The 25,261-nt window shown below is 64.9% G+C and carries 22 protein-coding genes and 1 pseudogene; 6 read left to right on the top strand and 17 right to left on the bottom strand.

Annotation, left to right across the window (positions count from 1 at the left end):
- Positions 1 to 40: 40 nt before the first annotated feature.
- From AC2YJX_RS22935 to AC2YJX_RS22900, 8 genes and pseudogenes are all read right to left on the bottom strand, one after another.
- Positions 41 to 937, bottom strand: coding sequence for a carbohydrate kinase family protein (locus AC2YJX_RS22935; protein WP_121508595.1), 897 nt, complete (start codon positions 935 to 937; stop codon positions 41 to 43).
- Between the two features lie 25 nt (positions 938 to 962).
- Positions 963 to 1,748 carry a DUF3426 domain-containing protein gene (locus AC2YJX_RS22930; protein WP_431153126.1) on the bottom strand — a complete coding sequence of 262 codons (786 nt, stop codon included), beginning with the start codon at positions 1,746 to 1,748 and terminating at the stop codon, positions 963 to 965.
- A 687-nt stretch (positions 1,749 to 2,435) separates the two neighbouring features.
- Positions 2,436 to 2,501 (bottom strand): annotated as a pseudogene (locus tag AC2YJX_RS22925) (MJ0042-type zinc finger domain-containing protein); the annotation flags it as partial.
- A gap of 56 nt (positions 2,502 to 2,557) precedes the next feature.
- Positions 2,558 to 3,460 (bottom strand): 50S ribosomal protein L11 methyltransferase, encoded by a 903-nt coding sequence (gene prmA / locus AC2YJX_RS22920; protein ID WP_121421123.1) that lies wholly within the window; start codon positions 3,458 to 3,460, stop codon positions 2,558 to 2,560.
- A gap of 76 nt (positions 3,461 to 3,536) precedes the next feature.
- Positions 3,537 to 4,886, bottom strand: coding sequence for an acetyl-CoA carboxylase biotin carboxylase subunit (gene accC / locus AC2YJX_RS22915; protein WP_055395037.1), 1,350 nt, complete (start codon positions 4,884 to 4,886; stop codon positions 3,537 to 3,539).
- Positions 4,887 to 4,893: 7 nt separating this feature from the next.
- Positions 4,894 to 5,349 (bottom strand): acetyl-CoA carboxylase biotin carboxyl carrier protein, encoded by a 456-nt coding sequence (gene accB, locus AC2YJX_RS22910; RefSeq protein WP_121421124.1) that lies wholly within the window; start codon positions 5,347 to 5,349, stop codon positions 4,894 to 4,896.
- A gap of 235 nt (positions 5,350 to 5,584) precedes the next feature.
- A complete protein-coding gene (locus AC2YJX_RS22905; RefSeq protein ID WP_487257367.1) occupies positions 5,585 to 6,166 on the bottom strand; it encodes a TlpA family protein disulfide reductase in 582 nt (193 codons plus the stop codon).
- The gene (locus AC2YJX_RS22900; RefSeq protein ID WP_121421126.1) at positions 6,163 to 6,762 is read right to left on the bottom strand and encodes a hypothetical protein; all 600 of its coding nucleotides are present in this window, start codon (positions 6,760 to 6,762) and stop codon (positions 6,163 to 6,165) included. Before AC2YJX_RS22900 ends, AC2YJX_RS22905 begins: the two co-directional genes overlap by 4 nt.
- Before the next feature lie 174 nt (positions 6,763 to 6,936).
- Here AC2YJX_RS22900 and mpl point away from each other — a divergent pair, with 174 nt between their 5' ends.
- Positions 6,937 to 8,361 (top strand): UDP-N-acetylmuramate:L-alanyl-gamma-D-glutamyl-meso-diaminopimelate ligase, encoded by a 1,425-nt coding sequence (gene mpl, locus AC2YJX_RS22895; protein WP_121508591.1) that lies wholly within the window; start codon positions 6,937 to 6,939, stop codon positions 8,359 to 8,361.
- Positions 8,362 to 8,409: 48 nt separating this feature from the next.
- Here mpl and AC2YJX_RS22890 read toward each other — a convergent pair whose 3' ends face one another.
- From AC2YJX_RS22890 to AC2YJX_RS22860, 7 genes are all read right to left on the bottom strand, one after another.
- Positions 8,410 to 8,721, bottom strand: a complete 312-nt coding sequence (locus AC2YJX_RS22890) for a hypothetical protein (RefSeq protein ID WP_487257366.1) — start codon at positions 8,719 to 8,721, stop codon at positions 8,410 to 8,412.
- A 105-nt stretch (positions 8,722 to 8,826) separates the two neighbouring features.
- Positions 8,827 to 9,948, bottom strand: a complete 1,122-nt coding sequence (locus AC2YJX_RS22885) for a 3-deoxy-7-phosphoheptulonate synthase (protein WP_487257365.1) — start codon at positions 9,946 to 9,948, stop codon at positions 8,827 to 8,829.
- 298 nt (positions 9,949 to 10,246) lie between these two features.
- Positions 10,247 to 10,786 (bottom strand): hypothetical protein, encoded by a 540-nt coding sequence (locus AC2YJX_RS22880; protein ID WP_487257364.1) that lies wholly within the window; start codon positions 10,784 to 10,786, stop codon positions 10,247 to 10,249.
- Positions 10,787 to 10,906: 120 nt separating this feature from the next.
- Positions 10,907 to 12,391: a metalloprotease TldD gene (gene tldD, locus AC2YJX_RS22875; RefSeq protein WP_487257363.1), complete on the bottom strand. Its 1,485-nt coding sequence runs from the start codon at positions 12,389 to 12,391 to the stop codon at positions 10,907 to 10,909.
- 80 nt (positions 12,392 to 12,471) lie between these two features.
- Positions 12,472 to 12,810, bottom strand: coding sequence for a YegP family protein (locus tag AC2YJX_RS22870; protein WP_176886998.1), 339 nt, complete (start codon positions 12,808 to 12,810; stop codon positions 12,472 to 12,474).
- Between the two features lie 129 nt (positions 12,811 to 12,939).
- Complete coding sequence (rodA, locus tag AC2YJX_RS22865) at positions 12,940 to 14,112, bottom strand: rod shape-determining protein RodA (RefSeq protein WP_487257362.1); 1,173 nt, start codon at positions 14,110 to 14,112, stop codon at positions 12,940 to 12,942.
- Positions 14,113 to 14,148: 36 nt separating this feature from the next.
- The gene (locus AC2YJX_RS22860) at positions 14,149 to 16,587 is read right to left on the bottom strand and encodes a protein kinase domain-containing protein (protein WP_487257361.1); all 2,439 of its coding nucleotides are present in this window, start codon (positions 16,585 to 16,587) and stop codon (positions 14,149 to 14,151) included.
- 110 nt (positions 16,588 to 16,697) lie between these two features.
- On the opposite strand from AC2YJX_RS22860, the gene AC2YJX_RS22855 reads away from it, so the two are divergent.
- Complete coding sequence (locus AC2YJX_RS22855) at positions 16,698 to 17,282, top strand: YqiA/YcfP family alpha/beta fold hydrolase (RefSeq protein WP_055394911.1); 585 nt, start codon at positions 16,698 to 16,700, stop codon at positions 17,280 to 17,282.
- 41 nt (positions 17,283 to 17,323) lie between these two features.
- On the opposite strand, the gene AC2YJX_RS22850 is transcribed toward AC2YJX_RS22855, so the two are convergent.
- Entirely contained in the window at positions 17,324 to 18,901 is a 1,578-nt protein-coding gene (locus AC2YJX_RS22850; RefSeq protein ID WP_487257360.1) for a Wzy polymerase domain-containing protein, read from the bottom strand.
- A gap of 94 nt (positions 18,902 to 18,995) precedes the next feature.
- On the opposite strand from AC2YJX_RS22850, the gene AC2YJX_RS22845 reads away from it, so the two are divergent.
- The 4 genes from AC2YJX_RS22845 to mtgA all read left to right on the top strand — a co-directional run bounded on the left by AC2YJX_RS22845 (position 18,996) and on the right by mtgA (position 23,645).
- Positions 18,996 to 21,071: a ribonuclease catalytic domain-containing protein gene (locus AC2YJX_RS22845; RefSeq protein ID WP_487257359.1), complete on the top strand. Its 2,076-nt coding sequence runs from the start codon at positions 18,996 to 18,998 to the stop codon at positions 21,069 to 21,071.
- A gap of 32 nt (positions 21,072 to 21,103) precedes the next feature.
- Positions 21,104 to 21,964 carry an energy transducer TonB gene (locus tag AC2YJX_RS22840; RefSeq protein WP_055394913.1) on the top strand — a complete coding sequence of 287 codons (861 nt, stop codon included), beginning with the start codon at positions 21,104 to 21,106 and terminating at the stop codon, positions 21,962 to 21,964.
- Between the two features lie 68 nt (positions 21,965 to 22,032).
- Positions 22,033 to 22,881, top strand: a complete 849-nt coding sequence (gene aroE / locus AC2YJX_RS22835) for a shikimate dehydrogenase (RefSeq protein WP_487257358.1) — start codon at positions 22,033 to 22,035, stop codon at positions 22,879 to 22,881.
- Positions 22,882 to 22,910: 29 nt separating this feature from the next.
- Complete coding sequence (mtgA, locus tag AC2YJX_RS22830; protein WP_055394917.1) at positions 22,911 to 23,645, top strand: monofunctional biosynthetic peptidoglycan transglycosylase; 735 nt, start codon at positions 22,911 to 22,913, stop codon at positions 23,643 to 23,645.
- 107 nt (positions 23,646 to 23,752) lie between these two features.
- Here mtgA and AC2YJX_RS22825 read toward each other — a convergent pair whose 3' ends face one another.
- On the bottom strand, positions 23,753 to 25,249 hold the full coding sequence (locus tag AC2YJX_RS22825) for a cytochrome P450 (RefSeq protein ID WP_487257357.1): 1,497 nt from the start codon (positions 25,247 to 25,249) through the stop codon (positions 23,753 to 23,755).
- Positions 25,250 to 25,261: the final 12 nt, after the last annotated feature.

Below are 25,261 nucleotides of genomic sequence, written 5' to 3'. Positions count from 1 at the left end.
CAGCAATGGCGCCCCGTGACTTCATGGAAAGCTGGCCCTATTACGCGGGGATGAAATCCAGTGTGTAGTTTTGCGGGCCCCGCTGTGCAATCTTGAGGGCTCCTACCCGGTTGCCCAGCTCGGCGCAACGCACCAGCGGCCAGCCCTTTTCCAGGCCGAACAACAACGCGCCCCGCCAAGCATCACCACACCCCGTAGGATCCACCACTTGGGCAGGCACCACGGCGGGTACATGGGTTTTCTGACCATCCACCCAGACCTCGCAGCCCTCCGCGCCCAGCGTCACCACAAGCCCCTTTACCTTGCGCGAAATCTCTGCAAGCGTCCAGCCCGTGCGGTCGCAAAGCATTTTCCCCTCGTAGTCATTGACCGTCACCCAGGAAGCCTGGTCCACGAACCTCGCCAGCTCTTCGCCATTGAACATGGGCAAGCCCTGGCCCGGGTCAAATACAAAAGGAATACCGGCCGCCACAAACTGGGCCGCGTGTTCAAGCATGGCGTCACGACCATCCGGCGCGATGATCCCCACGCTCACCCCCACATCTGCCTCGATGCGGTTCACATGTGCCTGCATCATCGCCCCAGGGTGGAAGGCGGTGATCTGGTTGTTGTCACGGTCCGTCATGATCATGGCTTGTGCGGTGTAGGTGTCCTGGACCTGCCCCACATGACGCGCACTGATACCCAGCAATTCCAGGCGCTGCAGATAGTCAGCGCCATCGCTGCCCAGCATGGCCATTGGCAATGGCTCACCGCCGAGCAACTTGAGGCTATACGCAATGTTGCCCGCACAACCACCAAAGTCGCGCCGCAACGAAGGCACCAGGAAAGAGACGTTCAGGATGTGCAGCTGGTCGGGCAGTATCTGCTCGGCAAAACGGCCCTCGAAGGTCATGATGGTGTCGAACGCCAGAGAACCACAAATGAGGGCAGCCATATCAAAGAAGTAGGTTGGTAAAAAATCAGGGATAAAACGCCAGCAACCGATAGCCAGCAACACGCGCTCCGCCGGTGGTCACAATCACTGACACGGACGAACTCCATTCGCCCCCTGCAGACAACTCCATGGGAGCCCCCATGTCAGTGGGCAAAAGCACACGCCGAAGCACTGGCTGGTCCTGCGCATCGGTCAACGTCAACTCGACGGCGGGCATGGCCAGAGGTATCGAGGCCTTGCTCTTCATGGTCAGCGCGAGTTGATAGCTATCACCTCGGGCCTTGTTGAACGAAGAACTGTCGATGACCACATCCGCAATCTGGCGCGGCGGCGCGATCTCGCAGTGCAAGGGAGCGCACAACGCCATCAACCATGGCCTGGCACGCGCATCCATCGCGGCAAGGCGGTCACGCTCCTGAACAGCGACCTGCAGCGCAAGTCCCGCCACAGACATCAAAAGCAGCACTCCAAGCACCGTGCGCACCATCGGCCTGCGCCAGAACGCCTTGCGCCGGGCAGCGACTACAAAGCTGACTTCCTGTCCGGCCTCAGGGTCATCGTCCTCGGCAACGGCATCCGACGCCTTTCGGACCGAGGATCGCTTGCGAGCCGATGCCTGCAACACGGCTGCGGGCGAATGGTCTTCCACGAGCGCAAGTGCCTCCGGCTCGGGTTCAGGCGTCGCGGGCTGCGCAAAACCCACCGGCGGCACGGGCTCTTCAGCCCGCTCTTCCGGCTCCGCACCTTCCACCGGCAACGCCGTCTTGGTAGGCAACTCCAGTGCGGGATATCCCATAGGGGTCAACGCCACGGCTGCAGCTGGATCAGAAGCCACCTCTTCGCCGTCTCGAAGAGCAGCAGCAGGTAACTCATACCCTGCAGGGAGTGATGTTCCATCGCCTGCACCGGGCAAGACGGCTGACAACGAGGCAGTAGGGTGCTCCCCCTTGGGCAAAGAGGATGGCCTATCAGCTGCCACCTCGGGAAAGGCCAAAGGAGGCAAGGCGACGGCATCGCTCCGCATCCCTGCAACATCCCCGCCCGTTGTTGGCACATTGCGCACGGAGTCCGGGCGCCAGGCAAATGGAGTGAAGGGGCCGATTCCCGCATCGGCACCAGGTGCCACCGCCCCGGCTGCCGCAGACAGAAACGCAGGCACCGCAGGCTGAGGAACCTCTAGAACCGGAGCCACCACCTGGGCCTGTGCATCCGGCAACCCCGCCATTACGTCGGAAGTACCTGCGGGAAACAGCGAAAACGCTGGTTTTTCGGAGGTTGCCGACAGCGCCCCCGCAGATGGGGCAACCGGTGGTGGCGAAGAAGTCGGCTCACCCCATGACCGCCCCGTCTCTGCCTTGCGCGCCACCGCCATGGATGGCGGACGTATGTCGGTCAACGAGACATCGGGCAACAACGCTGGTGGAGCCGCTGGAAGCAGGTGCGCCGAAGCATCAAACACCTCTTTGCATTGACCACAACGCACCCACCCTTGCGAGATGCGCAATTGGTCCGCCACCACCTTGAATGAGGTAGAGCAGGACGGGCAGCGAGTGATCTGGCTCATCAGCGATGGATTGTAGAGGCGCGTGCGACCCCGGCGAAGCGGGCTTCGGCCCCGTCTCAGCGTCGGGCGGTCATCAATATCCAGCCATCTTCTGTATCCGCCACATCGAGCTGAAGCCAGGGAGCATATGCCTCTTTCAACTCCTCAGCCTGGCGTTCCAAAATGCCTGCCAGCACCAGATTCCCGCCGGGCGCGACGTGGCTGCACAAGAGGGGCGCCAGCACGCGCAAGGGGGTGGCAAGAATGTTTGCCAGCACCGTCTGGTATTCACCCCGTGCCTTGTCGGGCAGTCCCGCGTGGAGCCGTACGTCATTGGCCTGTGCATTCAGCGCGGTGGACTCGACCGCCGCAGGATCAATATCGACCGCATCGATGTCCGTGGCACCAAACTTGGCCGCACCAATGGCGAGGATGCCAGAGCCACAGCCATAGTCCAGAACCCGGCCCAGCGGATTGCCCATGGACGACTCGGTGGCACCGTTACGGGCAATCCAGCGCAGACACATGCGCGTCGTGGGGTGGGTGCCGGTGCCAAACGCCAGGCCCGGATCCAGCCGGATGCTGCGCTTTGCCTCGGCGGGAAGTTCGTGCCAGGTAGGAACTATCCAAAAATCCGGCGTGATGTCCACAGGCGCAAATTGCGATTGCGTGAGCCGCACCCAGTCCTGCTCGGGCACGTGGGCAACCCCCAGCACCTGGCAGCCCGCAAAAAAATCCTGCACCACCAGCAGTTGCTGGGCCTCCCGGGCTGCCACCTCCGAAGGAAAGAGCGCCACCACCCTGCTGCGCTGCCAGCCATCCTTGGGCGGCGGCATGCCAGGCTCGCCAAACAAGGCCTGCTCGGCGTCGGTCTGGGCATCAGCGTCCTCCACCGAAACGCTCAGCGCATCCAGCGCATCCAGCGCATCGCTGACCGCCTCGATCCGATCCTCGGGACACATCAGACTCAGCTCAAACATAGAAGCCTCTCAGAAAAAGTGAAATGCTGGCACCCGTTGCCAGGAGCCAGCATGTGAATGACTGCGCAATACGATTTCAGCGCTTGTGCTGCGACAGCCACTCTTCCAGGTAATGGATGTTGGTGCCACCGGCCATGAACTTGGCGTCCACCATCAGCTCGCGGTGCAGCGGCACGTTGGTGTTGATGCCTTCGATCACCGTCTCGGACAGCGCCGTGCGCATGCGGGCCAGGGCCTGCTCGCGCGTGTCGCCGTGCACGATGATCTTGCCGATCATCGAGTCGTAGTTAGGCGGCACAAAGTAGTTGGTGTACGCATGCGAATCCACACGCACGCCGGGGCCGCCTGGTGGATGCCACGTTGTGATACGCCCGGGCGACGGAATGAACTTGTAAGGGTCTTCCGCATTGATCCGGCACTCGATGGCATGGCCCCGGATCTCGATCTGGCGCTGGGTGAACGGCAGCTTCTCGCCCGCCGCGACCATGATCTGCGTCTTCACGATGTCCACGCCGGTGATCCACTCGGTGACGGGGTGTTCCACTTGCACACGAGTGTTCATCTCGATGAAGTAGAACTCGCCGTTTTCGTACAGGAACTCGAACGTGCCCGCACCACGGTAGCCGATCTTCTTGCACGCGGCCACGCAGCGCTCGCCGATCTTCTCGATCAGTTTGCGGGGGATGCCGGGGGCTGGAGCCTCTTCGATGACCTTCTGGTGGCGGCGTTGCATGGAGCAGTCGCGCTCGCCCAAATACACCGCATTGCGGTGCTTGTCGGCCAGGATCTGGATTTCGATGTGGCGCGGGTTCTGGAGGAACTTCTCCATGTACACCGCAGGATTGCCAAACGCAGCGCCCGCCTCGGCCTTGGTCATCTGCACCGCATTGACCAAGGCAGCTTCGGTATGCACCACGCGCATGCCACGGCCACCACCGCCGCCTGCGGCCTTAATGATCACCGGGTAGCCCACGGCCTTGGCGATGCGGCGGATCTGCACCGGATCGTCGGGCAACTCGCCCTCAGAGCCCGGCACGCAAGGCACGCCTGCGCGGATCATGGCCTGCTTGGCGGACACCTTGTCGCCCATGATGCGGATCGACTCGGGGGTGGGGCCGATGAACTGGAAGCCACTCTTTTCCACGCGCTCGGCGAAATCTGCGTTCTCAGACAGGAAGCCATAGCCGGGGTGAATGGCCTCGGCGTCGGTCACCTCGGCGGCCGAGATGATGGCTGGCATGTTCAGGTAGGACAACGGCGAGGGCGCTGGGCCGATGCACACCGCTTCTTCGGCGAGCTTGACGTATTTGGCGTCGCGGTCGGCCTCGGAGTAGACCATCACGGCCTTGACACCCAACTCATGGCAGGCGCGCTGAATGCGAAGGGCGATCTCCCCTCTGTTTGCGACCAGGATTTTCTTGAACATGCGCGCCTTATTCGATGACGAACAAAGGTTGGCCGTATTCCACGGCCTGACCGTTTTCACCCAGGATGCGGGTGACGGTGCCAGACTTGTCAGCCTCGATTTCGTTGAGGATCTTCATCGCTTCGATGATGCAGATGGTTTCGCCTTCCTTGACCTGGCTGCCGACTTCGACAAAAGCCTTGGCGCCAGGGCTGGACGAACGGTAGAACGTGCCCACCATGGGTGACTTGACGATGTGGCCAGCAGGGACTGCAGGTGCCGAGGGCGCAGGCAGCTCGGCGACTTGGGCGGCGGCAGACGCAGGGGGCGCAGGCGCTTGCATCGGTGCGGGGACGTACTGCTGAACGACACCACCCACGCTCTTGACGATGCGGACTTTGCCCTCGGCTTCCGTGATTTCGAGTTCAGATACGTTCGACTCGGACACGAGATCGATGAGGGTTTTGAGTTTTCGCAGATCCATGGGAGCTCCAACGGCTATAAAACTGATAGGACTCACGCCAATCGGGACGCGACAGCCGCATCGCGTTGGGCGAGCCGCTTGCCTGAGCCCTGCTTTGCGCAAGTCATGACTGAATAGGGCGCGAATTTACTCCAATTTCCGCCTATCTCCGTCTTCCACAGGTATTTTTGATGAACTACATCATGCCGATACCCAACTCGGGGCCACAAAAATGCCGAACAGAAGGCTTGGTCGATCAGCGCAGAGGCGCCCACAGCTGGAGGTCTTGCGGGGTGATTTGCCCCATTTTACGGTGCAGGACACGTCCGTTGCCCCCGAGCACCACGGTAAACGGCAGGCCACCGGTAAGGTTGCCCAGTGATCGCCCCAGGTCGGTACCGCCCAGTCCGGCAAGGCCCACGGGGAACTCCAGCGGAATACGCTGCAGAAACTTGCGCACGGCAGAGGGCTGGTCGATGGCCAATCCCAGAACTTGCCATCCGTTCGGCGCCTGTTGGCGATAGAAAGCATTGAGCATGGGCAGCTCTTCCACACAGGGCGGGCACCAGGTGGCCCAGAAGTTCAGCAGCAGCGGCTTGCCAGCCAGAGACTTCAGCGCCACCACGCCCCCTTCAGGCTTTTCAAACTCCATCGCCCAGAGCGCTTCTTCCACCCCATGCTCCATGGCATGGGGCCGGAACTTCCACCATGCCAGGCCGGCACCACCCAACGCTGCTGCGCCTGCCACCCCGGCGTACAGCAGTCGCCTACGTGCGGCCGACGGTTGCGCATCGCTGGTGGCGGGGATGGACTCAGGGCGATCGGAAGGGCTTGTCATGGGGCAGGGGTTTCCTGGAGCAGGCGCCGAACGGCGGTCATGTCACCGCGCGGCACACGCCCTTGGGCATCCGGGCGCAATGCGCCGCGCAGGTCATCGAGGTCATAGATCATCAAGTGCACCCCGATCATCTCATTGAGTTCGGGCGACTTGCTGCCCAGGCTCAGCGCTTCGACCGACTCACCATGAAAACCGGTGACCGTGCGTGGCTCGTAGTCCACATGGTGATCGATGAGCGCTATTTCTGCAGATTTGGAGTCATCGCAGAACAACTGCAGGTAAATGTCGGACAGCCGCGTGGCTGTACCATGCCATACAGCCCCCGCCAGATGGGGACGGAAGGCCGCCATGCGCTCCATCCACACGAGGGCCAGCTGGCGCAGCGCCCGCAGCTCGTGCGGCTGCGTATCGGCACAAAAGAGCTGGATGTACTCCCGTACGGCGGCCTCGACCTGGTCGTTGCTCGGCAGGGGCGTGCGGGCAGGCAAGCCCATCTGGCGCAGCGCACGGCGCTTGGCCGGGCCCCATTCCAGGCCCTCTTCCACCACCAGCCGAGCCGTGGTGTGGGCGATTTCGTCGCTCAAAGGTGTGTGCATGGCGGTAGGGGATGGTGGTGGCAGGAAAAGAAACCGCATTGTGGCCCGAAGCACCTGCCTGGACTACGGGTTACCCCTAGATATGCCCAGGGTCACTATATTTTTCATAGCTTCTCGCGCTTATCCACCAAGCGCTAGGGGCTTGTTTTTTATTGAACCTTAGAATCTGCGCCCATGCATATACACATACTGGGCATCTGCGGCACGTTCATGGGCGGCCTGGCCGCGCTCGCGCGCGAGGCAGGCCACAAGGTGACGGGTTGCGACGCTGGCGTTTACCCGCCGATGAGCGACCAATTGCGGGCCCTGGGCATCGATCTGATCGAAGGTTTTGGCGCCGACCAACTGGCCCTGCAGCCCGACATGTTTGTCATCGGCAACGTGGTCAGCCGCGTCCGCCTGCCTGACGGCTCGCCCAAGTTTCCGTTGATGGAAGCCATCCTGGACGCAGGCCTGCCCTACACCAGCGGCCCGCAGTGGCTGGCCGAGCATGTACTACAAGGCCGCCATGTGCTGGCGGTTGCTGGCACCCATGGCAAGACAACCACCACATCAATGCTGGCCTGGATTCTGGAAAGCGCCGGGCAACAGCCAGGTTTTCTGATTGGCGGAGTACCGTTGAATTTCGGCGTGTCCGCCCGTCTGGGGGCGCCCCGGCGACCATCACCCGGCAGTGCGCCGCTGGGGGCCGCGCCGCTGTTCGTGATCGAGGCTGACGAATACGACACCGCCTTCTTCGACAAGCGCAGCAAGTTTGTGCACTACCGCCCTCGCACTGCGGTGCTGAACAACCTGGAGTTCGACCACGCAGACATCTTTGACAACCTGGCCGCCATCGAGCGGCAATTTCACCACCTCGTGCGCACGGTGCCGCCATCGGGCCGTGTGGTGGTCAACGGTCTCGAAGAAAGCCTCACCCGCGTGTTGCACACGGGCTGCTGGAGCGAAGTGGCCAGCTTCGGCGAAGCCGTCAGCGACTTTTCGGCACAAGGCGACCCCCAGGCATTCGACGTGCTGCACCAGGGGCGCAAGGCCGCCCGGGTGGAGTGGGCGCTGACCGGCGTGCACAACCAGCTCAACGCACTGGCGGCCATTGCCGCCGCCCACCATGTGGGCGTGAGCCCCGAGCAGGCCGCTACGGCACTGGCCACCTTTCAGAACGTGAAGCGGCGCATGGAACTGCGCGGCACCGTGAATGGCGTTGCGGTGTATGACGACTTCGCCCACCACCCCACCGCCCTGAGAACCACGCTGGACGGCCTGCGCCGCAGCCTGGGCCAGGGTGCGCGCATCCTGGCGGTGTTCGAGCCCCGCAGCAACACCATGAAACTGGGCGCCATGAAGGCCCAACTGCCGTGGGCGCTGGAGCCTGCCGACCTCGCGTTCTGTCACACGGCCGGGCTGGACTGGGACGCGGCGCAGGCCCTAGCCCCCCTGGGCGTGGGCCCAGGCCTGCGGGCGCAAACCGCTGCCGACATCAACACCCTGGTAAAACAGGTCACAGCGGCAGCCCGCCCGGGGGATCACATCGTATGCATGAGCAACGGGGGATTTGGCGGCATCCACGCCAAACTGCTGGAATCGCTACAAAATAAATAGCTGTCAACGCTTACCAGGCAAGCGCCGGGGCCTGATTTACTTCAAAAATCAGAACGATACCGCCATGCCCGGGACGTCCACGCGCACCACGGGCTTGGCGAGTGCAGCGCTGGCAGCGCGCGCAAAGTCACGGGACCATGCCGGGTTGGCTAGCAACGAAGCCCCCGCAGCGCGGGCCACGGTGAGCACCTTGTCCGCCAGCAGCACCTTGCCGCTGGCGCGCAGGGGCTCGCAATCGAGCGCGGTGAACTGATCATCCAGCCAGCGCCTGCCAGCCTCGTGGCCCATGGGCTCGGCGCCCTCCAGATCAAAACGGAATTCCTGGTTTCCGGCCAGACGGACCGACACTTCGCTGTGCATGATGGTTTGCCTTTCTATCTACTGAAACCGTGGCGGCGACTGCCGTGCTCCCTTGCACGGCCCGCCACGGGTTTCCAGTTTAGGGCCTTCGGCCGGCGGCGCAGATCACCGCGCGCGGCGCGCCTTCACGGCGTCAGACAGCTCAGCCAGCGCCGTCAGCGAATCGTCCCAGCCCAGGCAGGCGTCCGTGATGCTCTTGCCATACTCCAGCGCGCCGGGCTGGTCCTTGCCCGGTGAGAACTTCTGGGCACCGGCGGTGAGGTGGCTCTCGATCATGAGGCCGAACACACTGCGCGAGCCACCGGCGAGCTGAGCGGCGATGTCGCGCGCCACGTCGAGCTGCTTTTCATGTTGCTTGCTGCTGTTGGCATGGCTGCAGTCCACCATCAGGGTGGCGGGCAGCTTGGCAGATTCGAGGTCCTTGCAGGCAGCGGCCACGCTGGCAGCGTCGTAGTTGGGCGTCTTGCCGCCGCGCAGGATCACGTGGCAATCCTTGTTGCCCTTGGTGTTGACGATGGCCACCTGGCCGTTTTTATGCACCGACAGGAAGTGGTGGCCCCGGCTGGCCGACTGGATCGCGTCGGTGGCAATGCGGATGTTGCCATCCGTGCCGTTCTTGAAGCCGATAGGCGCCGAGATGCCGGAGGCCAGCTCGCGGTGCACTTGGCTTTCTGTGGTGCGGGCGCCGATGGCGCCCCAGCTGATGAGGTCGCCGATGTACTGGGGCGAAATCACATCCAGGAACTCGCTGCCGGCGGGCATGCCAAGGCGGTTAATTTCGATCAGCAGCTGGCGCGCAATGCGCAGGCCTTCGTCGATGCGGTAGCTTTCGTCGAGGTACGGGTCGTTGATGAGGCCCTTCCAGCCCACCGTGGTGCGTGGCTTCTCAAAGTACACCCGCATCACGATTTCCAGGGTGTCGGCGTACTGCGTGCGCGCGGCCATGAGGCGGCGCGCGTACTCAACAGCGGCAGCCGGATCGTGGATGGAGCATGGGCCGATCACCACCAGCAGGCGGTCATCCTTGCCGGCCATGATGTTGTGGATGTTCTTGCGGGTCTGGGTGATCAGCGTCTCGACCGGCGTTCCACGGATCGGGAAAAAGCGGATCAGATGCTCGGGAGGAGGCAACACTGTAATGTCCTTGATACGTTCGTCGTCGGTCTGGCTGGTTTTCTCGACGCTGCGGTACCAGGCATCGCTGGTCGGGGTGGTGGTGGCCGTCATGGTTGCTTCCTCGTGGAGTAAAAGTAGTGGGAGGGATGAAAAAACGGGAGGGCAGAAAAACAAAAACCGCCGGGCTTTGCAGCGTCGGCGGTTGGTATGGGAAGGTTGTGTTTGCTTGCGCGTTTTCCTCTCATCCGCCGGGGACCGAGATAAAAAACCAAAAATAAAACGCGCTGCGAACTTGCATGGCAGCCAATGTAGCACAGGAGTGCGGCAGTGAAGCACCCCCGGATTGTTGCGATTGCGCGACAGCGCAGATAATCCGGATGCCCACCAGGCCCACTTCCAACACCCTGATTCAACGCCGCCAGCGACGAAACCAGGCGCTCGCACGTTGCAGCACTGACAGCTTGCGCGGAGGCGCGCGATCCTGCAGGTCACTGGGTTGATCGCTCTGGTGCTCATACATGTCGATGAGCAGCAGCGCCTCGCCCAGCGTGCGCCAGGCCAGAAGCTCGAACTGGTCGAAACTCGCACTTTCCTTCGGGCTGCGCCGCTCCAGCATCTGCTGCCAGTCCGCGATCGCATTGCGCAACTCCCTCAGCGCACGCTCATAGGCCCCGAACTCGTACAACGCGTGCCAGGCCGATCCCAGACCGGTCAGGAACAGCTGGTGCTCGCGGGCGCAATGCGACAAAGTCAACACACGCCGGGTGATGGCGGCGGTATCGGTGCTGGTGCGCCGGATGCGCACCGCCTCGTCGATCTGCGTTGAGAGCGCGCTCAAGCTATCGCGCAGTTGGCGAGATTCCTCATCGGCCACGCCTTCACGCAGAAAGCGGCTGATGTCGCCAAATGACTGAAGGGTCAGTAGCTGACTGGGGCGCGTCGCGGGCATGCGCCATTTTGCGCTGCCAGGGCATGCACCATGCGCTTTGTGCACCGCACAAGGCCAAAGATGGTGGAAGCGAGCAACAGTCAGCGTGTCGAGCCGAAGCAGGAACGCTGTCGCCGATCGTCAGGCCGTCCCACCCACCGTCAACCCCTCGATACGCAGCGTAGGCTGGCCCACGCCCACGGGTACGCTCTGGCCTTCCTTGCCGCAGGTGCCTACGCCGCTGTCAAGGCGCATGTCGTTGCCGATCATGGTGACCTTCTTGAGCGACTCGGGGCCGCTGCCGATGATGGTCGCGCCTTTCACGGGGTATTGGATCTTGCCGTTTTCCACCCAGTAGGCTTCGCTGGCCGAGAACACGAATTTTCCCGAGGTAATGTCCACCTGTCCGCCGCCGAAGTTGCTGGCGTACAGGCCCTTCTTGATGCTGGCGATGATTTCCTGCGGGTCCTTGTCGCCGCCCAGCATGTACGTGTTGGTCATGCGCGGCATGGGAATGTGGGCATAGCTCTCACGCCGACCGTTGCCAGTGGGTGCCACACCCATCAGGCGCGCGTTGAGCGAATCCTGGATGTAGCCCTTCAAGATGCCGTCCTCGATCAGCACATTGCGCTGGCTGGCGTGGCCCTCGTCGTCCACGTTGAGCGATCCACGGCGGTCGGCGATGGTGCCGTCGTCCAGCACCGTCACGCCCTTGGCCGCCACGCGCTGGCCGATGCGGCCGCTGAATGCGCTCGAGCCCTTGCGGTTGAAGTCGCCTTCCAGCCCGTGGCCAATGGCTTCGTGCAGCAGGATGCCGGGCCAGCCAGACCCCAGCACCACCGTCATCTCACCCGCAGGGGCGGGGCGCGATTCGAGGTTGACCAGGGCCGCATTCACGGCCTCGTCCACGTACTTGCCCATCTGCTCGTCGTCAAAATAGGCCAGGCCGAAACGACCACCGCCGCCCGCCGAACCCATTTCGCGGCGGCCATTCTGCTCGGCGATCACCGTGACCGACAGGCGCACCAGCGGGCGCACATCGGCCGCCAGGGTGCCGTCGGCACGGGCCACCAGCACCACGTCGTATTCGCTCGCCAGCCCGGCCATGACCTGCGCCACGCGCGGGTCCTTGGCGCGGGCGCGCTGCTCCAGCTTTTCCAGCAAGGCCACCTTGGCGGTGCTGTCGAGCGAGGCAATGGGGTCCACGCCGGGGTACAGGCTGCGGCCTGCCGCTACTTTTTTAGGAGCTACTCGCGATTTACCCGCCTGCGCTGCGGTCGAAATAGACCTTACAGTTCGGGCTGCGTCCAACAAGGACGCCTCGGAGATGTCGTCCGAATAGGCAAACGCCGTCTTCTCGCCGCTCACCGCGCGCACACCCACACCCTGGTCGATGCTGAAGGAACCGGTCTTGACGATGCCCTCTTCGAGGCTCCAGCCCTCGCTGCGGGTGTACTGGAAGTACAGGTCGGCATCGTCTACCTTGTGGGTACGGATCTCGGCCAGTGCCCGTGCCAGATGGCTTTCGTCAAGCCCGAAAGGGGTCAGCAACAATTCGCGAGCGACATCGATGCGCTGGCTGGTGGCCGCACGCTGGGGCGCGGCAGTGGTGGAGCGGGAAGTCATCAGGGCATTTTAGGCGCGCAGCCCCGCCTTACCGGACAAGGGGGCACATGCCCCCTGCCACAACGCACCTGCCCAGAGCATCAAACTGCCGTCTGATCGTCCAGGACGGCCTGGGGCGCATGGGTCTGCACCGACTCGATGCCCGCATCGCGCGCCTTGGCACCGGAATACATCTGGCTTTGGCCGATCACCTGGCCATTGCCCGCCTTGAGCGTGAAATAGGGCGATCCATCCTTGGCACTCAGGCGACCGAAGCGGCCATCATCGGGAGCGTTCTTGCGCACGGATTCGATGCCGTTCAGTGCACTGGCCCGTGATTCGTACATCTCGCTGGTGAGGATGATCTGGCCATTGGAGGCCAACAGGTTGAAGACAAATTTATCGTTCTTCGACTTCTTCAGCTCGAACTTCGCCGCCATAGGGAATCCCTCCGGTTGCATAGGCCAAGGCACAGTTGGCCTGCCGGTTTGTACCCTCTTGCCGCCCTGCACGCAACGCCTGGGTAAAGACCCTGGAAGGTGTTCCTGATCTCCCAGCGGAGCCCATGGCTATAGGGCAGGCCGAGCGTCCTTGGGGTCCTGCCTCTGGGCCCGGGCCACCGACATCAGGATGCCCAGCGCCAGGCCCAGGGTGACCATGGCGGTGCCGCCATAGCTGATGAAAGGCAGCGGCACGCCCACCACGGGCAGGATGCCGCTGACCATGCCCATGTTCACAAAGGCATAGGTGAAAAAGATCATCGAGACCGCCCCGGCCATCAGGCGTCCGAACAGGCTGGTGGCCCCTGCGGCGATGGCCAGGCCGCGCCAGACCAGCATCAAAAAGCAGACCAGCAGAAACAGGTTGCCTGCCAGCCCGAACTCCTCGGAAAACGCGGCAAAGATGAAGTCGGTGGTGCGCTCGGGGATGAACTCCAGATGCGTCTGGGTACCCGCCATGAAACCCTTGCCCCACATGCCACCCGAGCCGATGGCGATCATGCCCTGGATGATGTGGAACCCCTTGCCCAGCGGGTCGCGTGTGGGGTCGAGCAGGGTGCAGATGCGCTGCTGCTGGTAGTCGTGCAGCACCGACCAGCGCACGCCGTCCGCGCACAACTGGTCCCCCAGCAACACCAGGGCCAGGATGCCCACGCCCCCCAGCACCACCGGCGGCAGCACCAGTTTCCAGGAGAGCCCGGCAAAGAAGATCACGGACAGGCCAGCTGCCAGAACCAGTAGCGACGTACCCAGATCGGGCTGCTTCATGATCAGCCCCACCGGAACGGCCAGCAGCAGCCCTGCCGCCGCAAAGTCGAGCGGGCGCAAGGTGCCCTCGCGTTTCTGGAACCACCAGGCCAGCATCAGGGGCATGGCAATTTTCAGGATCTCGCTGGGCTGGATGACGATGCCCACATTGATCCAGCGCGTCGCCCCTTTTTTGGTGATGCCAAACAGCGCCACCGCCAAGAGCAGCGCCACGCCAGCCGCATACAGCGGCACAGCGAACAGCATGATTTTCTGGGGCGGCACCTGGGCCACCATGAACAAAATGGCACCCGCAATGAGCATGTTGCGCCCATGGTCCGAAAACCGTGTGCCGTGGTCGTAGCCCGATGAATACATGGCCACCAGCCCGGCGCAGGCGAGCAACCCCACCACCAGCATGAGCGGCAGGTCAAACCCGCGAAACAGGGGAAGAAAACGCTGGGCGAGCGAGGGCTTTTCAAAAACAACGGCCATCGAGGGATTATCGCGGCCCTTGGGGCCGCGCCACCGTCACCCCGCCTGGCGGAAGGCCATCACCGCCTGGTTGCGCAGGGTGCGCAGCAGGCCCAGGGCCTTGTCGTCCACCACGATGCCCCCTGCCGTGGACTGGTCGGCATAGATAAGCGCAAACGTCTGCCCCTTGATCTGCAGCGGAAGCAGCAGGAACGAGGGGGCATTGAGCCCCGCGCGGTACCACTCGGGCAGGCGGGCCTGCATCTTGGGCTCCGTCGCGTCGTTGATGAGCGTATCGGCACCGCGCAGGCAGACGGCGGCAAACAGGTCGCCCGGCGCCTTGAGCGGGACTTTCATGGCACGCACGGCGGCATCGCTGCCCTCGCCCAGGCCAAAGCGGCCGGTCAGCAAATCGGTGCGTGCCTCACGCAGGCAAAACACCATGCGCCGAAACCCCAGCGCGCGGAACATGGTCTCCAGGATCATGCGCAACACGTCGTTGAGCTGAAAACTCTCGACCATGGCATTGGTAATGTCCTGGATGCCCGCTGCCAGCACTTCGTTGACCTGCGCGACCGACACGGCGCCGCTGGCCTGCGACTCCAGCACCGCTGGCAAGGGCTGGGTTTCGCTGGCCCGCAGCTCGTGCGAGCCCAGGGCGTCATCCTGCGCGGGCCCGGCACCGGCCGCCGGGGGCAGCTGCAGCAGCCGCGCCGCAGGCGTGCCGGGGGCTACGCGCAGGTCCAGCGCCTCGGCCAGCGCCACGAGCTTGTGGCGGGCGCGCAAAGTGCCCTCCGAAATCGCTGCGGGAGACAGCGCCAGCGTACGGGAATAGCGGGTGCCGATCTGGCCCAGGCGGGCTTCCAGCGACGCGGCATCGCTCGCCAGCAAGGTGCTGGCCACCTCATTGGCAGCCATCGCCACCCAGCGCAGGCGCTCCACCCCCTGCTCCGGCGCGCGTTGCATGGGCGAGCCCAGGGGCTTGCGCATGCAGCGCTGCAGGCTCTCGGGCAGCCCCCAGACGCGGGCCACGCCCACCCCCAGGTCCTCGAAGCCCAGGCCCAGCACCTGCAGCGCGGCCGACTCTTCGCCCCCCTCCACGCGGCCAGTCTCCATCAGGGCGCGCACCTGGCGCGCCTCTTCCGGAAAATAGAACTCGCACAACATGCGGCCCAGGTTCTGGAACATCGCGCCAATGAAGGCCTCTTCAGCCGCCTGGCCGGGCTCGCACAGCTCCGCCGCCACCGAGCCAGCCATCATGGCGCGCAAAAACTCCTCGCGCATCTGGCTTGCATGGGCCTTGTCCTGCATGTGGTCCAGCAGCACCAGGCTGAGTGCCATGTTGCGCACGGCGTTGAAGCCCACCAGGCTCACGGCCCGCGACACGGTGCTGATGGTGCCCCGGCCCGCATGCGCGAAATGCACGCTGTTGACCAAGCGCAGCAACTTGTTGGTGAGCGCCACATCCTTGAGGATCTCGTGTGTGAGATCGCTGATGCTGTCGTCCTCGGAGTTGGCCACGCGCTGGATGCGCGCCACCGAGTCCGACAGCGCCGGAAAGTCGCTTTTGTGGCGCATGCGCCGCAGCAGGAAGTCGAGCGTGGCATTGCTGGCGGCCGTGGGCGCGCTGGCCGGAGCGGCCCAGGCACGCAAGGCATCGCGAAACTCCGCCGCCGACGGATAGCGCTGGCCCGGCTCGCGCGCCATCGCACGTTGCAAAATGGCCCGCAGGGCGTCGTCCACGCCCGGCCCCAGGTCTTCCGGCAGCACCAGGGTTTCGTTGGCAACGCGGTACAGCGCCTGCCAGGCGTCCTTCTGGTGGATCAGTGGCCGGCCCGTGAGCAGCTCCACCAGCACCAGGGCGGCCGAATACACATCCATGGCCGGTGCAGGGGCCGCCCCGGCCGCCGCCTCGGGCGCGAGGTACGCCGGGGTGCCACTGGCCAGTTGCGAATCCGGCACAGCCTGCACCGGCGCCGCCATGCCAAAGTCCATCACCCGCGCGTGGCGCTGGGTGTCGATCATGATGTTGGAAGGCTTGAGGTCGCGGTGCACGATGCCGGCCTGGTGTGCGGCTTGCAGGCCATCCAGCACATCCACCATCAGCGCCACTGCGTCGTGCGGCGTGCAGCGCCCCTGCTGCGCCAGATGCTCGGCCAGCGTCTTGCCTGGAACGTACTCGAACACGATGTAGGGCTGGCGGCCCTGCACATCGGCCTCAAACACCGGAACGATGAAGGGGTGCGCCAGGCGCCCCACATGCCGGGCTTCGCGCAGCCAGTGCTCCAGCACCGACGGGTCCTGGTCCTCCACGGGGCGCATGAGCTTGATGGCCACCTCGCGCTGCAGGCGCGGGTCCAGCGCCAGCCACACGGTGGCCTGGGCGCCCCGGCCCAGCAGCTTTTTCAGTTCAAAGCGGCCCAGCGAAGTGGGAGGCTTGTCGGTGGATCCCAAAGCCCAGCGTTTGGCGGTGGAAAGCGGGGCAAAATCAGTCATGGTGGGGATCAAGGCAGCGGGCCCACCGCGTGGTGCCCATGCCATGCATCTTATGTCTCGGCCACCCCTTTCGCAGCAGTGATTCCCCTGCCCTGTCGTTTTCCCCCTTCATGACCACCACCCACCTTCTGTACCTGCACGGCTTTCGCTCTTCGCCCCAGTCTGCCAAGGCGCGGCAGATGGCCGCGCATGTGGCGCAGCACCACCCGGGTGTCACCTTCTGGTGCCCCCAGCTGCCGCCCTCCCCCAAAGCGGCGATGGAACTGGTCGCGCAGGGCATTGCCCCGTGGCGCGGAGCAGCAATGGCGGTGATCGGCTCCTCGCTCGGTGGCTTTTACGCCAGCTGGGTGGCGCAGCACAAGGGCTGCCCCAGCGTGATGCTCAATCCGGCCGTGCACCCGGCGCGCGACCTTGCGCGGTACATCGGCGAGCAGACCACCTGGCACGACCCAGCGGAGCGGTTTTACTTCCAGCCTGAATACATTGACGAGCTGCGCGCGCTGGACACCGCAGGCCAGCCGCCCGCAGCGCCCGAGATGGCCATCATTGCCAAGGGCGATGAGGTGCTGGACTGGCGTGAAATGGTGGCGCGCTACCCGCAGGCACGGCTGGTGGTGCAGGAGGGGGGAGAACACGCCCTCGCCAATTTCAGCGACTACCTGCCCCAGGTGACGGAGTTCCTGGCTCTGGCCTGACATCAACCGGGCGCCAGGGGCACCAGCGCATCAGAACCTCTTCAACGTGCCTGGGATGCCCAGGTGCCGCCCGCCCCCATCCAGCGGGCATAGTCGTCCGGGTAGGCTGCACGGTAGCGCTTCATGTGGAAAGCCGCTTCGTCGTCCTTGCCCAGCATCACGGCACTTTCAACCAGCACTTCAATGACGCGGGGCTCGGGGGAGTAATGCAGCAGCTCCTGGGCCAGGGCGTTCATGCGCGCTGCGTTGTCGCGGGTCAGCCCCGTGGTGGTCAGGCGCGCAAAGTCCAGCGGGCCCGAAAACAGCAGCGAATGGGACACCTTGGCCTGCGTGTCCTCACGGTACGCGGCAGCCCGCTGCGCCCCCGGCTTGTAAAGCTGGCTCACGCGGTGGTAGTCCCAGGCGGCAAGGCCGCAGGCACCCAGGACTGCCAAGGCGGCCACCAGCGCTGCAGCCCCCGCAGGCCACGCGCGCCCATCCGATGCTTCGTCGCGCCGGGGCCAGACCAGGATCGCCACCGAGAGCAAGGCCACCACCTGGAACGGCCCGTACCACAGCGGGTATTCCAGCATGCTGTGCAGTCCGATGATCGCCAGCACGCCCCAGGCCAGTTGGCGCACGGGCTCGGTTTCGCTCCAAGGCCGGGCCCACAGGCACCCTGCCACGACGGCCCCGCACAACGCCACGGCAGCGGGAAGGCCCAGCTCTACGGCCAGGTGCAGGGGCAGGTTGTGCGCGTTGTCCAGCAGCACACAAAAGCGCTCGCCCGGGAACAGCGTGATGTAGTGTGCGTAGTCCAGTTCGCCCCAGCCCCAGCCCAGCCACGGTTTCTGCGCAATCAGGGTGAGCACGTTGGACCACAGCACCCGCCGACTGGTGCAGCTGTGCGATCCGTCCGTAAAACGGTGGAACAAGGCATCTGCGCGCACGCCCTGGAACTTCCAGAGCGCCTCGGGCAGCACCCAGGCGGCCACCAGAAAAACCGCAAACCCAGCGATACCCAGGCGCAGCGCCTCGCCACGGCCCGCGCCACGCCACACGACCAGAAGCACCAGGACAAGCAGCCACTGCGCCACCACGGTCCGCGACGCTGTGGCGGCCCCGCCCACGGCGATCCACATCAGCGCCACGGCGGTCAGCACGCCCCACACGCCGGAGGAAGGTAAGCGGCCTGGGCTGGCCGCCCCGGCCAAGTCCGCGTTGCCTTGTGGACGGGCATGCAGCGTCCACCACAGCCAGGCCCACGCGCCCAGGCTGAGCAGGGTGGCCTGCTGGTTGCGCTGGCGCAGGTTGCCCACCGCCTGGCCCGGCACCGAAGCGTGAATCCAGGGCCCCAGGCCGACATCGCCAGCAAGGTACTGCACCAGCCCGATGACGCTGGCCACCAGCGCGGCCAGCCCCAGCCCACCCGCCAGCAGCCAACCCCAGCCCGCAGGCCCCCTGCGCTGCGCGACCCCGGCGCGTGCCCACCCGGCTGCCAGCAGCAAAAGCATCGCCCCACACACCCAGGACGCGATCAGCGGCCAGAAGTTGGCGATTGGGGAGTCAGTGACGGCGAACAGAAACGGCAAAGCCACTGCGAGCAAGGCCAGCGGAACGGCAATGGCATCAAAAAACATGTCGAAAGAACCGGGCCATCGTGCAAAGCCCTGGATCATAGGGGCAGGCCCGGGGCCGTCGGACCGGCTCGGCACCCATGGGACAATGCCGCCCATGCACGCATTGTTTGAAGAAGCCGGCAAGTTCATGGCCGGTCGTATCCTGTCCGAAGCCGATACATCCGCCCAGGTTGAGCTCGACTCGGGCAAGCGGGTCAAGGTCAAGGCCGCCAACATCCTCCTGAAATTCGAGAAACCCTCGCCTGCCGACTTGATCGCCCAGGCCCAGGCCGTGGCCGAAACCATTGAGCTGGACCTGGCCTGGGAGTTCGCGCCCGAAGACGAGTTCGGCTTTGCCGACCTGGCGCGGGACTATTTCTCTGAAAACGCCACCCTGGCCCAGCAGGCCGGTGCGCTGTTCCGCCTGTACGACGCGCCCCACTATTTCCGCCGTGCGGGCAAGGGCCGGTTCAAGAAGGCATCGGCCGAGATCCTGCAGCAGGCGCTGGCCGCCATCGAGAAGAAAAAGGCCATCCTCGCGCAGATCGACGAATGGGCCGCCGCGCTGGGACGGGGCGAATGCCCGCAGCCCATCCGCGACCAGCTTTACAAGATCCTGTTCAAGCCCGACAAGAACGCGCCCGAGTACAAGGCCGTGGTGGACGCCAGCCGCGCCACGCACACCGCGCCGCTCGACCTGCTGCAAAAGGCGGGCGCCATCGATTCGGCCTACCAGTTCCACTGGAAGCGCTTCTTGTTCGAGAACTTCCCCAAGGGCACGGGCTTTCCCGCCGTCACCGCACCCGCCATTGCGGACGAGCTGCCGCTGTCCACCGCGCAGGCGTATTCCATCGACGATTCGCAGACCACCGAAATCGACGATGCGCTGTCGGTGCAGGGCCTGGGCACCGGCACCGTGGTGCTGGGCATCCACATCGCCGCGCCGGGTCTGGCCATACAGCCGGGCAGCGCCATCGACCAGCTCGGCCGCGCGCGCCTGTCCACGGTGTACATGCCGGGCTACAAGATCACCATGCTGCCGGATGACGTGGTGCAGACCTACACGCTGGACGAAGGCCGCGCCAACCCGGCCGTGTCGCTGTACGTCACCATCGACGAAGCCACGCTGGAATTCAAAAGCTCTGAAACCAGGCTGGAGCGCGTGCACGTGGTCGCCAACCTGCGCCATGACCAGCTCGACAGCGTGGTGACCGAAGAATGGCTCTCCAACCCGGCGTTCGAGCATCAAAACGACCCCCAGCGCTTGTCTGACCTACGCCCCCAGCTATCATTTTTGCACCGCCTTGCCAAGGACCTCAAAGCCCGCCGCGAAGTGGTGCGTGGCAAGCCCGAGAACTTCAACCGGCCGGACTACAACTTCCGCCTGGTCGGCAACAACGGTGCCGAGCCCACGGGCGATGAACAAGTGCAGATCAGCGTGCGCCAGCGCGGCGCGCCGCTCGACCTGATCGTGGCCGAGGCCATGATCGTGGCCAACAGCACCTGGGGCAGCTGGATGGCCGAGCTGGGAGTGCCCGGCATCTACCGCAGCCAGGCCAGCATGGCGCCCGGCGTGAAGGTGCGGATGGGCACCAAGGCGCTGCCGCATGCGGGCATCGGCGTCAAAGCGTATTCGTGGGCCACGTCGCCCCTGCGCCGCTACACCGACCTGGTCAACCAGTGGCAAATCATTGCCTGCGCCCGCCACGGCAAGACCGCTGCGCTGGCCGCGCCTTTCAAGCCCAAGGATGCCGACCTGTTCTCCATCATCAGCAGCTTTGACGGCGCCTACAGCGCCTACAACGGCTACCAGGCGGGCATGGAACGGTTCTGGACGCTCAAATATGTAGAGCAGAACGGCATCACCGAGCTCAACGTCACCGTCTTCAAGGAAGGCCCGGGCGGCAGCTTCCTCGTTCGTGCAGACGATATTCCGCTGGTCTTCCCCGTGCTGGGCGCGCAGAACCTGCCGCGCGGCGCGCGCCTGAAGGTCAAGCTGGGCGAGGTGGACGAGATCACCCTCGATATCCATGGCACCGTGATCGAGCGCCTGGATGACCCGGCCGACACCAGCGACGACGGCCCGGTGGACGATGCCGAGGACGACGATACCGTGGCCGGACCGATTGCCATTGCAGTGGACGTGAACGAGGCACCCGCCGAAGCCGCTGCGGCAGCACCGGCCGCCTGATTCCCCCTGACAGCCCCTGATAATTGCTGGCGATGAAACTCCCTGCCTTCCTCCGCACCTTCAGCACGCTGCAGCTCGCGTTGGGCATCTCGGTGGCCGTGCATGCCGCGCTCATCTCGGTGCGTTTCATTGACCCCGAGGGCTTCAACCGCGTGTTCCAGGACACGCCGCTCGAAGTCATCCTGGTCAACGCCAAGTCCAACGAGCGCCCCGACAAGGCCCAGGCGATTGCCCAGGCCAACCTGGCCGGCGGCGGCGATGCCGAGAAGGGCCGCGCCACCAGCCCCCTGCCCTACACCGCGCTGACCACGGTGGGCGACGACTACGAAGAAGCCCAGCGCAAGATGGATGCGATGCAGGAGCAGCAGGCGCAATTGCTGGCCCAGTTGCGCAAGCAGTTGGCCACCATGCCCGAGCCCGATCCGCGCCAGGCCAGCCAGAGCGCCGAGCAGGCCAACGAGCAGGAAAAGCGCCGCCAGCTCGTCAAGCTGCTCGCCGAGATCGAAAAGCGCATCAATGAAGAAAACTCGCGCCCCAAGAAGCGCTACATCAGCCCCGCCACGCGCGAAGAGGCCTACGCCATCTATTACGACGGCCTGCGCCGCAAGGTGGAAGACAAGGGCACCGAAAACTTCCCCGAACAGGGCGGAAAGAAGCTGTATGGCGAGCTGACCATGATCGTCACCGTCAACCACGACGGCCGCGTGCTCGACACCGAGGTGGTGCAAGGCTCAGGCAACCCCACGCTGGACCGGCGCGCCGAGGCGATTGCCCGGGCTGCCGGCCCGTTTGGCGCGTTTGGCGCCGACATGCGCAAGAAGGCCGACCAGATCGCCATGGTGGCGCGCTTCAAGTTCACGCGCGATCAGACGCTGGAGACCAGCGTCCGCTAGTCGCCACCAGGCCCTGCCCGCGGCGGCTCTGCCAACCCGCCTTTTTCATACCGCACGATTTTTTACCCATGAGCCAAGCCGCCGACCTGTACTGCGTGATGGGCAATCCGGTGGCGCACAGCCGCTCCCCCGCCATCCACGCCCGCTTTGCCGAACTGACGGGTGAGCACATCGCCTACGAACGCCGCCTGGTGCCCATGGATGGTTTTGCCCAGGGCGTGCGCGACTTTGTGGCCCAGGGTGGGCGCGGTTGCAACGTGACGGTGCCGTTCAAAACCGACGCACCACTTCTCGCCACCGAATGCAGCGAGCGCGTGCAGCTGGCCGGTGCGGCCAACACCCTCACCTTCCGCGCCGACGGCAGCATCTATGCCGACAACACCGACGGCCTGGGCCTGGTGGCCGACATCACGCGCAACGCGGGTGTGTCGCTGGCGGGGCGCGATGTGCTGCTGGTGGGCGCCGGTGGCGCCGCTGCGGGCGTGCTGGGCCCGTTGTTGCTGGCAGGAGCCCGCCACATCACGGTGGCCAACCGCACGCTGGCCAGGGCGCAGGCCCTGGTGCAGTCGCACAGTGCGCTTGCATTGCTACAAAAATCAGAGCTTATTGCGCTTACTCCACAAGCGCTAGAGGCCAATTTTGATGTGATTATCAATGCCACGGCCAGCAGCCTGGCCGGTGCCGAAGTGCCGGTATCCGCCCGCGTGCTGCACCCCGGTTGCCTGGCCTACGACATGATGTATGGCCCCGCCGCGCAGGGTTTTCTGGATTGGGCCCGCCAGCACGGCGCCGTTCCGCGTGACGGCCTGGGCATGCTGGTCGAGCAAGCCGCCGAAGCCTTCTTGCTGTGGCGCGGCGTGCGCCCGCCGTCGGCCCAGGTGCTGCAGGAAATGCAGCAGGCCAACTCATCCAAATAACAACACCCCACACGAGGAGACACACCGCGATGAAAGCCGTGCTGCGCTGGCTGGGACTGGTGGTGCTCGCCTTCGTGGCGCTGCAGCTGTTCTTTGTGGTCCGTATCGCGGCCATGGTGGTCATCGACCCCGAATCCACCAGCTTTCAGCGCTCCGAGGCCTGGACGCTGCTCACCACCAAAGGCAACGTCCCCTGGCGCCAGCAGTGGATGCCCTACGCCAGCATCTCCGACCAGCTCAAGCGCGCCGTGATCGCCTCGGAAGACGATGGCTTTGTGAGCCACGACGGCGTGGACTGGAATGCCATCGAAAAAGCCTGGGAGCGCAACGCCAAGGCCGAGGCCCTGGCCAACAAAGCCCAGGCCCGTGCCCCCGACCGCCCCGTGCGCGCCCCCAAGATCCGGGGTGGCTCCACCATCACGCAGCAACTGGCCAAGAACCTGCTGCTATCCGGCGAACGCACGCTGCTGCGCAAGGGGCAGGAATTTGTACTCACGCTGCTGCTGGAGCAGCTGCTGAGCAAGCAGCGCATCCTGGAGATTTATCTGAACAGCGTGGAATGGGGCGAAGGCGTGTTCGGCGCCGAGGCGGCCGCGCAGCACTACTTCCGCAAAAGCGCCTCGCGCCTGAGCGCCACGGAAGCCGCGCGGCTGGCGGTGATGCTGCCTGCACCCAAGCGGTTTGAGAAGACGCCCGGGTCGGCGTATCTGGCGGGACGGACGCGGACGATTCTCGGGCGGATGGGTAGTGCGGAGCTGCCCTGACAGGGCCTGTCAGCGTTCGGAGACCGGCACCGCTGGCGCCATGCCAAGCCTGCCAAGCCTGCCAAGCCTGCCAAGCGGAATACATGCGCGCATTCAGAGGGTGCTGATCAGCGCCGCTGCAGCCGCAGCACCACGGGGGCATCGGGCCGCAAGGTCACATGCAGCTTCGGCACACACACCGCCGCCCCCTCCGGCAACCGCAGCCGGTACCGCTGCAACAACATCGCCGCCAGCAGCGTCATCTCCAGCATCGCAAAGTGCTGCCCGATGCAGACGCGTGGCCCCACCCCAAACGGTATCCACGCGCCTTTGGGGATGGCCGGGGCGTCATCCAGAAAACGCTCCGGCACAAAGCGGTCGGCCTGGGCAAACCAGCGTTCATCCCGGTGCAGCACCCAGGGCGTGATGCGCAGCATGGCGCCCTGGGGCACCTCCACGCCGCCCAGCGTGATGGGTGCGGTGGTGCGCCGGGTCATCAGCGCGGCAATGGGCGGGTACAGGCGCAGCGCCTCCTTGAGGGTTGCGGCCAGAAAGGGCAACCGGGCCAGGTGCTCGGGGCCGGGCGTCTGGCCCGGGGGCAGCACGCTGTCCACCTCGGCCTGTGCGCGTTGCGCAGCCTCGGGGTGTTCGGCCATCAGGCGGCTCCACCACAGCAGCGTGGTGGCGCTGGTCTCGTGCCCGGCCTGGAAGCTGACCATGCACTGGTCGAAAACCTCCTGCGGCGACAGCGGCTCGCCGGTGGATTCGTCGCGCAGCGCCAGCAGCATGTGCAGAAGGTCAGTGCGTGGCGGGGCGCCTGCTGAATCTGCCGCCTCCCGGCTGCGCGCACCGATGTGGCGCTGCACCAGCCCCTTGAGCGCCCTGAGCGCGCGCCGCTTGGCGGCCTTGCCGGGCAGGGGCAACCAGTCGGGCAGCGTGAAGGGCATGAACATTTCGCGGAAGGCTGTCTCCGACAGCGTCTGCGTGGCCCAGGCGGCATCGCGCGCGTCGGCCTGGGCCGATTCGCTGAACAGCGTGCGCAGGATCACATCCATGGCCACATCGGTCCAGAGCGTGTCCATGGGCACCAACGCTTCGGCCTGGCCAGCGGGCACGGCGGCGTCGAGTGCGCTGCGGGCGGCATCGGTCATGAGCTGCGCGTAGCCCGCCATGCGTTTGGGGGTAAAAGCAGGCATCAGCATGCGGCGCTGGCGCTGCCAGGTATCGCCCTCGGTCACCAGCACGCTCTGGCCGAACACCTGCTCGAACACGGCGATGCCGCGCTCCCAGCGGATCAGGTGGTCTGCGTGGGTGACCAGCGCCTCGCGCACGAGGTCGGGCGACAGGAGGTCCCAGGCATCTTCATTACCCAGGCGCATGCGGGTGAGGTCGCCATGGTCACGCTGCAGACGGGTGACGAAACCGAGGTAATCGGCCCGCATCTCCCACAGCAAGGGCAGGCCCCACCAGCGGCTGGGCGGGCCACCGGGCTCGGGGAGCCGGGCTGGCGCAAGCTGCGCAGAGGGGGAAGGTGTTGCGGGCTTCGATGGGGCAGTGGTGATGGCGTGGTTCATGGTGCGGATGGTGCGGTGCAGCAGCGGGCAGGTATTGAACGAATTCGACATCGCCCCTGGCCT

The organism is Acidovorax sp. SRI_002, from assembly GCF_057586455.1.
This window is presented reverse-complemented; position numbering and strand designations above follow the sequence as displayed.

Bases quoted from the DNA above. Each gene is read 5' to 3' on its own strand.
- mpl (WP_121508591.1), top strand. From the start codon at position 6,937: ATGCATATACACATACTGGGCATCTGCGGCACGTTCATGGGCGGCCTG.
- AC2YJX_RS22935 (WP_121508595.1), bottom strand. From the start codon at position 937: ATGGCTGCCCTCATTTGTGGTTCTCTGGCGTTCGACACCATCATGACC.
- AC2YJX_RS22860 (WP_487257361.1), bottom strand. From the start codon at position 16,587: ATGACTGATTTTGCCCCGCTTTCCACCGCCAAACGCTGGGCTTTGGGA.
- AC2YJX_RS22855 (WP_055394911.1), top strand. From the start codon at position 16,698: ATGACCACCACCCACCTTCTGTACCTGCACGGCTTTCGCTCTTCGCCC.
- accC (WP_055395037.1), bottom strand. From the start codon at position 4,886: ATGTTCAAGAAAATCCTGGTCGCAAACAGAGGGGAGATCGCCCTTCGC.
- AC2YJX_RS22885 (WP_487257365.1), bottom strand. From the start codon at position 9,948: ATGACGGCCACCACCACCCCGACCAGCGATGCCTGGTACCGCAGCGTC.
- AC2YJX_RS22880 (WP_487257364.1), bottom strand. From the start codon at position 10,786: ATGCCCGCGACGCGCCCCAGTCAGCTACTGACCCTTCAGTCATTTGGC.
- AC2YJX_RS22870 (WP_176886998.1), bottom strand. From the start codon at position 12,810: ATGGCGGCGAAGTTCGAGCTGAAGAAGTCGAAGAACGATAAATTTGTC.
- AC2YJX_RS22900 (WP_121421126.1), bottom strand. From the start codon at position 6,762: ATGCACACACCTTTGAGCGACGAAATCGCCCACACCACGGCTCGGCTG.
- AC2YJX_RS22850 (WP_487257360.1), bottom strand. From the start codon at position 18,901: ATGTTTTTTGATGCCATTGCCGTTCCGCTGGCCTTGCTCGCAGTGGCT.
- AC2YJX_RS22905 (WP_487257367.1), bottom strand. From the start codon at position 6,166: ATGACAAGCCCTTCCGATCGCCCTGAGTCCATCCCCGCCACCAGCGAT.
- AC2YJX_RS22840 (WP_055394913.1), top strand. From the start codon at position 21,104: ATGAAACTCCCTGCCTTCCTCCGCACCTTCAGCACGCTGCAGCTCGCG.
- tldD (WP_487257363.1), bottom strand. From the start codon at position 12,391: ATGACTTCCCGCTCCACCACTGCCGCGCCCCAGCGTGCGGCCACCAGC.
- AC2YJX_RS22890 (WP_487257366.1), bottom strand. From the start codon at position 8,721: ATGCACAGCGAAGTGTCGGTCCGTCTGGCCGGAAACCAGGAATTCCGT.
- accB (WP_121421124.1), bottom strand. From the start codon at position 5,349: ATGGATCTGCGAAAACTCAAAACCCTCATCGATCTCGTGTCCGAGTCG.
- AC2YJX_RS22845 (WP_487257359.1), top strand. From the start codon at position 18,996: ATGCACGCATTGTTTGAAGAAGCCGGCAAGTTCATGGCCGGTCGTATC.
- rodA (WP_487257362.1), bottom strand. From the start codon at position 14,112: ATGGCCGTTGTTTTTGAAAAGCCCTCGCTCGCCCAGCGTTTTCTTCCC.
- AC2YJX_RS22825 (WP_487257357.1), bottom strand. From the start codon at position 25,249: ATGTCGAATTCGTTCAATACCTGCCCGCTGCTGCACCGCACCATCCGC.
- mtgA (WP_055394917.1), top strand. From the start codon at position 22,911: ATGAAAGCCGTGCTGCGCTGGCTGGGACTGGTGGTGCTCGCCTTCGTG.
- prmA (WP_121421123.1), bottom strand. From the start codon at position 3,460: ATGTTTGAGCTGAGTCTGATGTGTCCCGAGGATCGGATCGAGGCGGTC.
- aroE (WP_487257358.1), top strand. From the start codon at position 22,033: ATGAGCCAAGCCGCCGACCTGTACTGCGTGATGGGCAATCCGGTGGCG.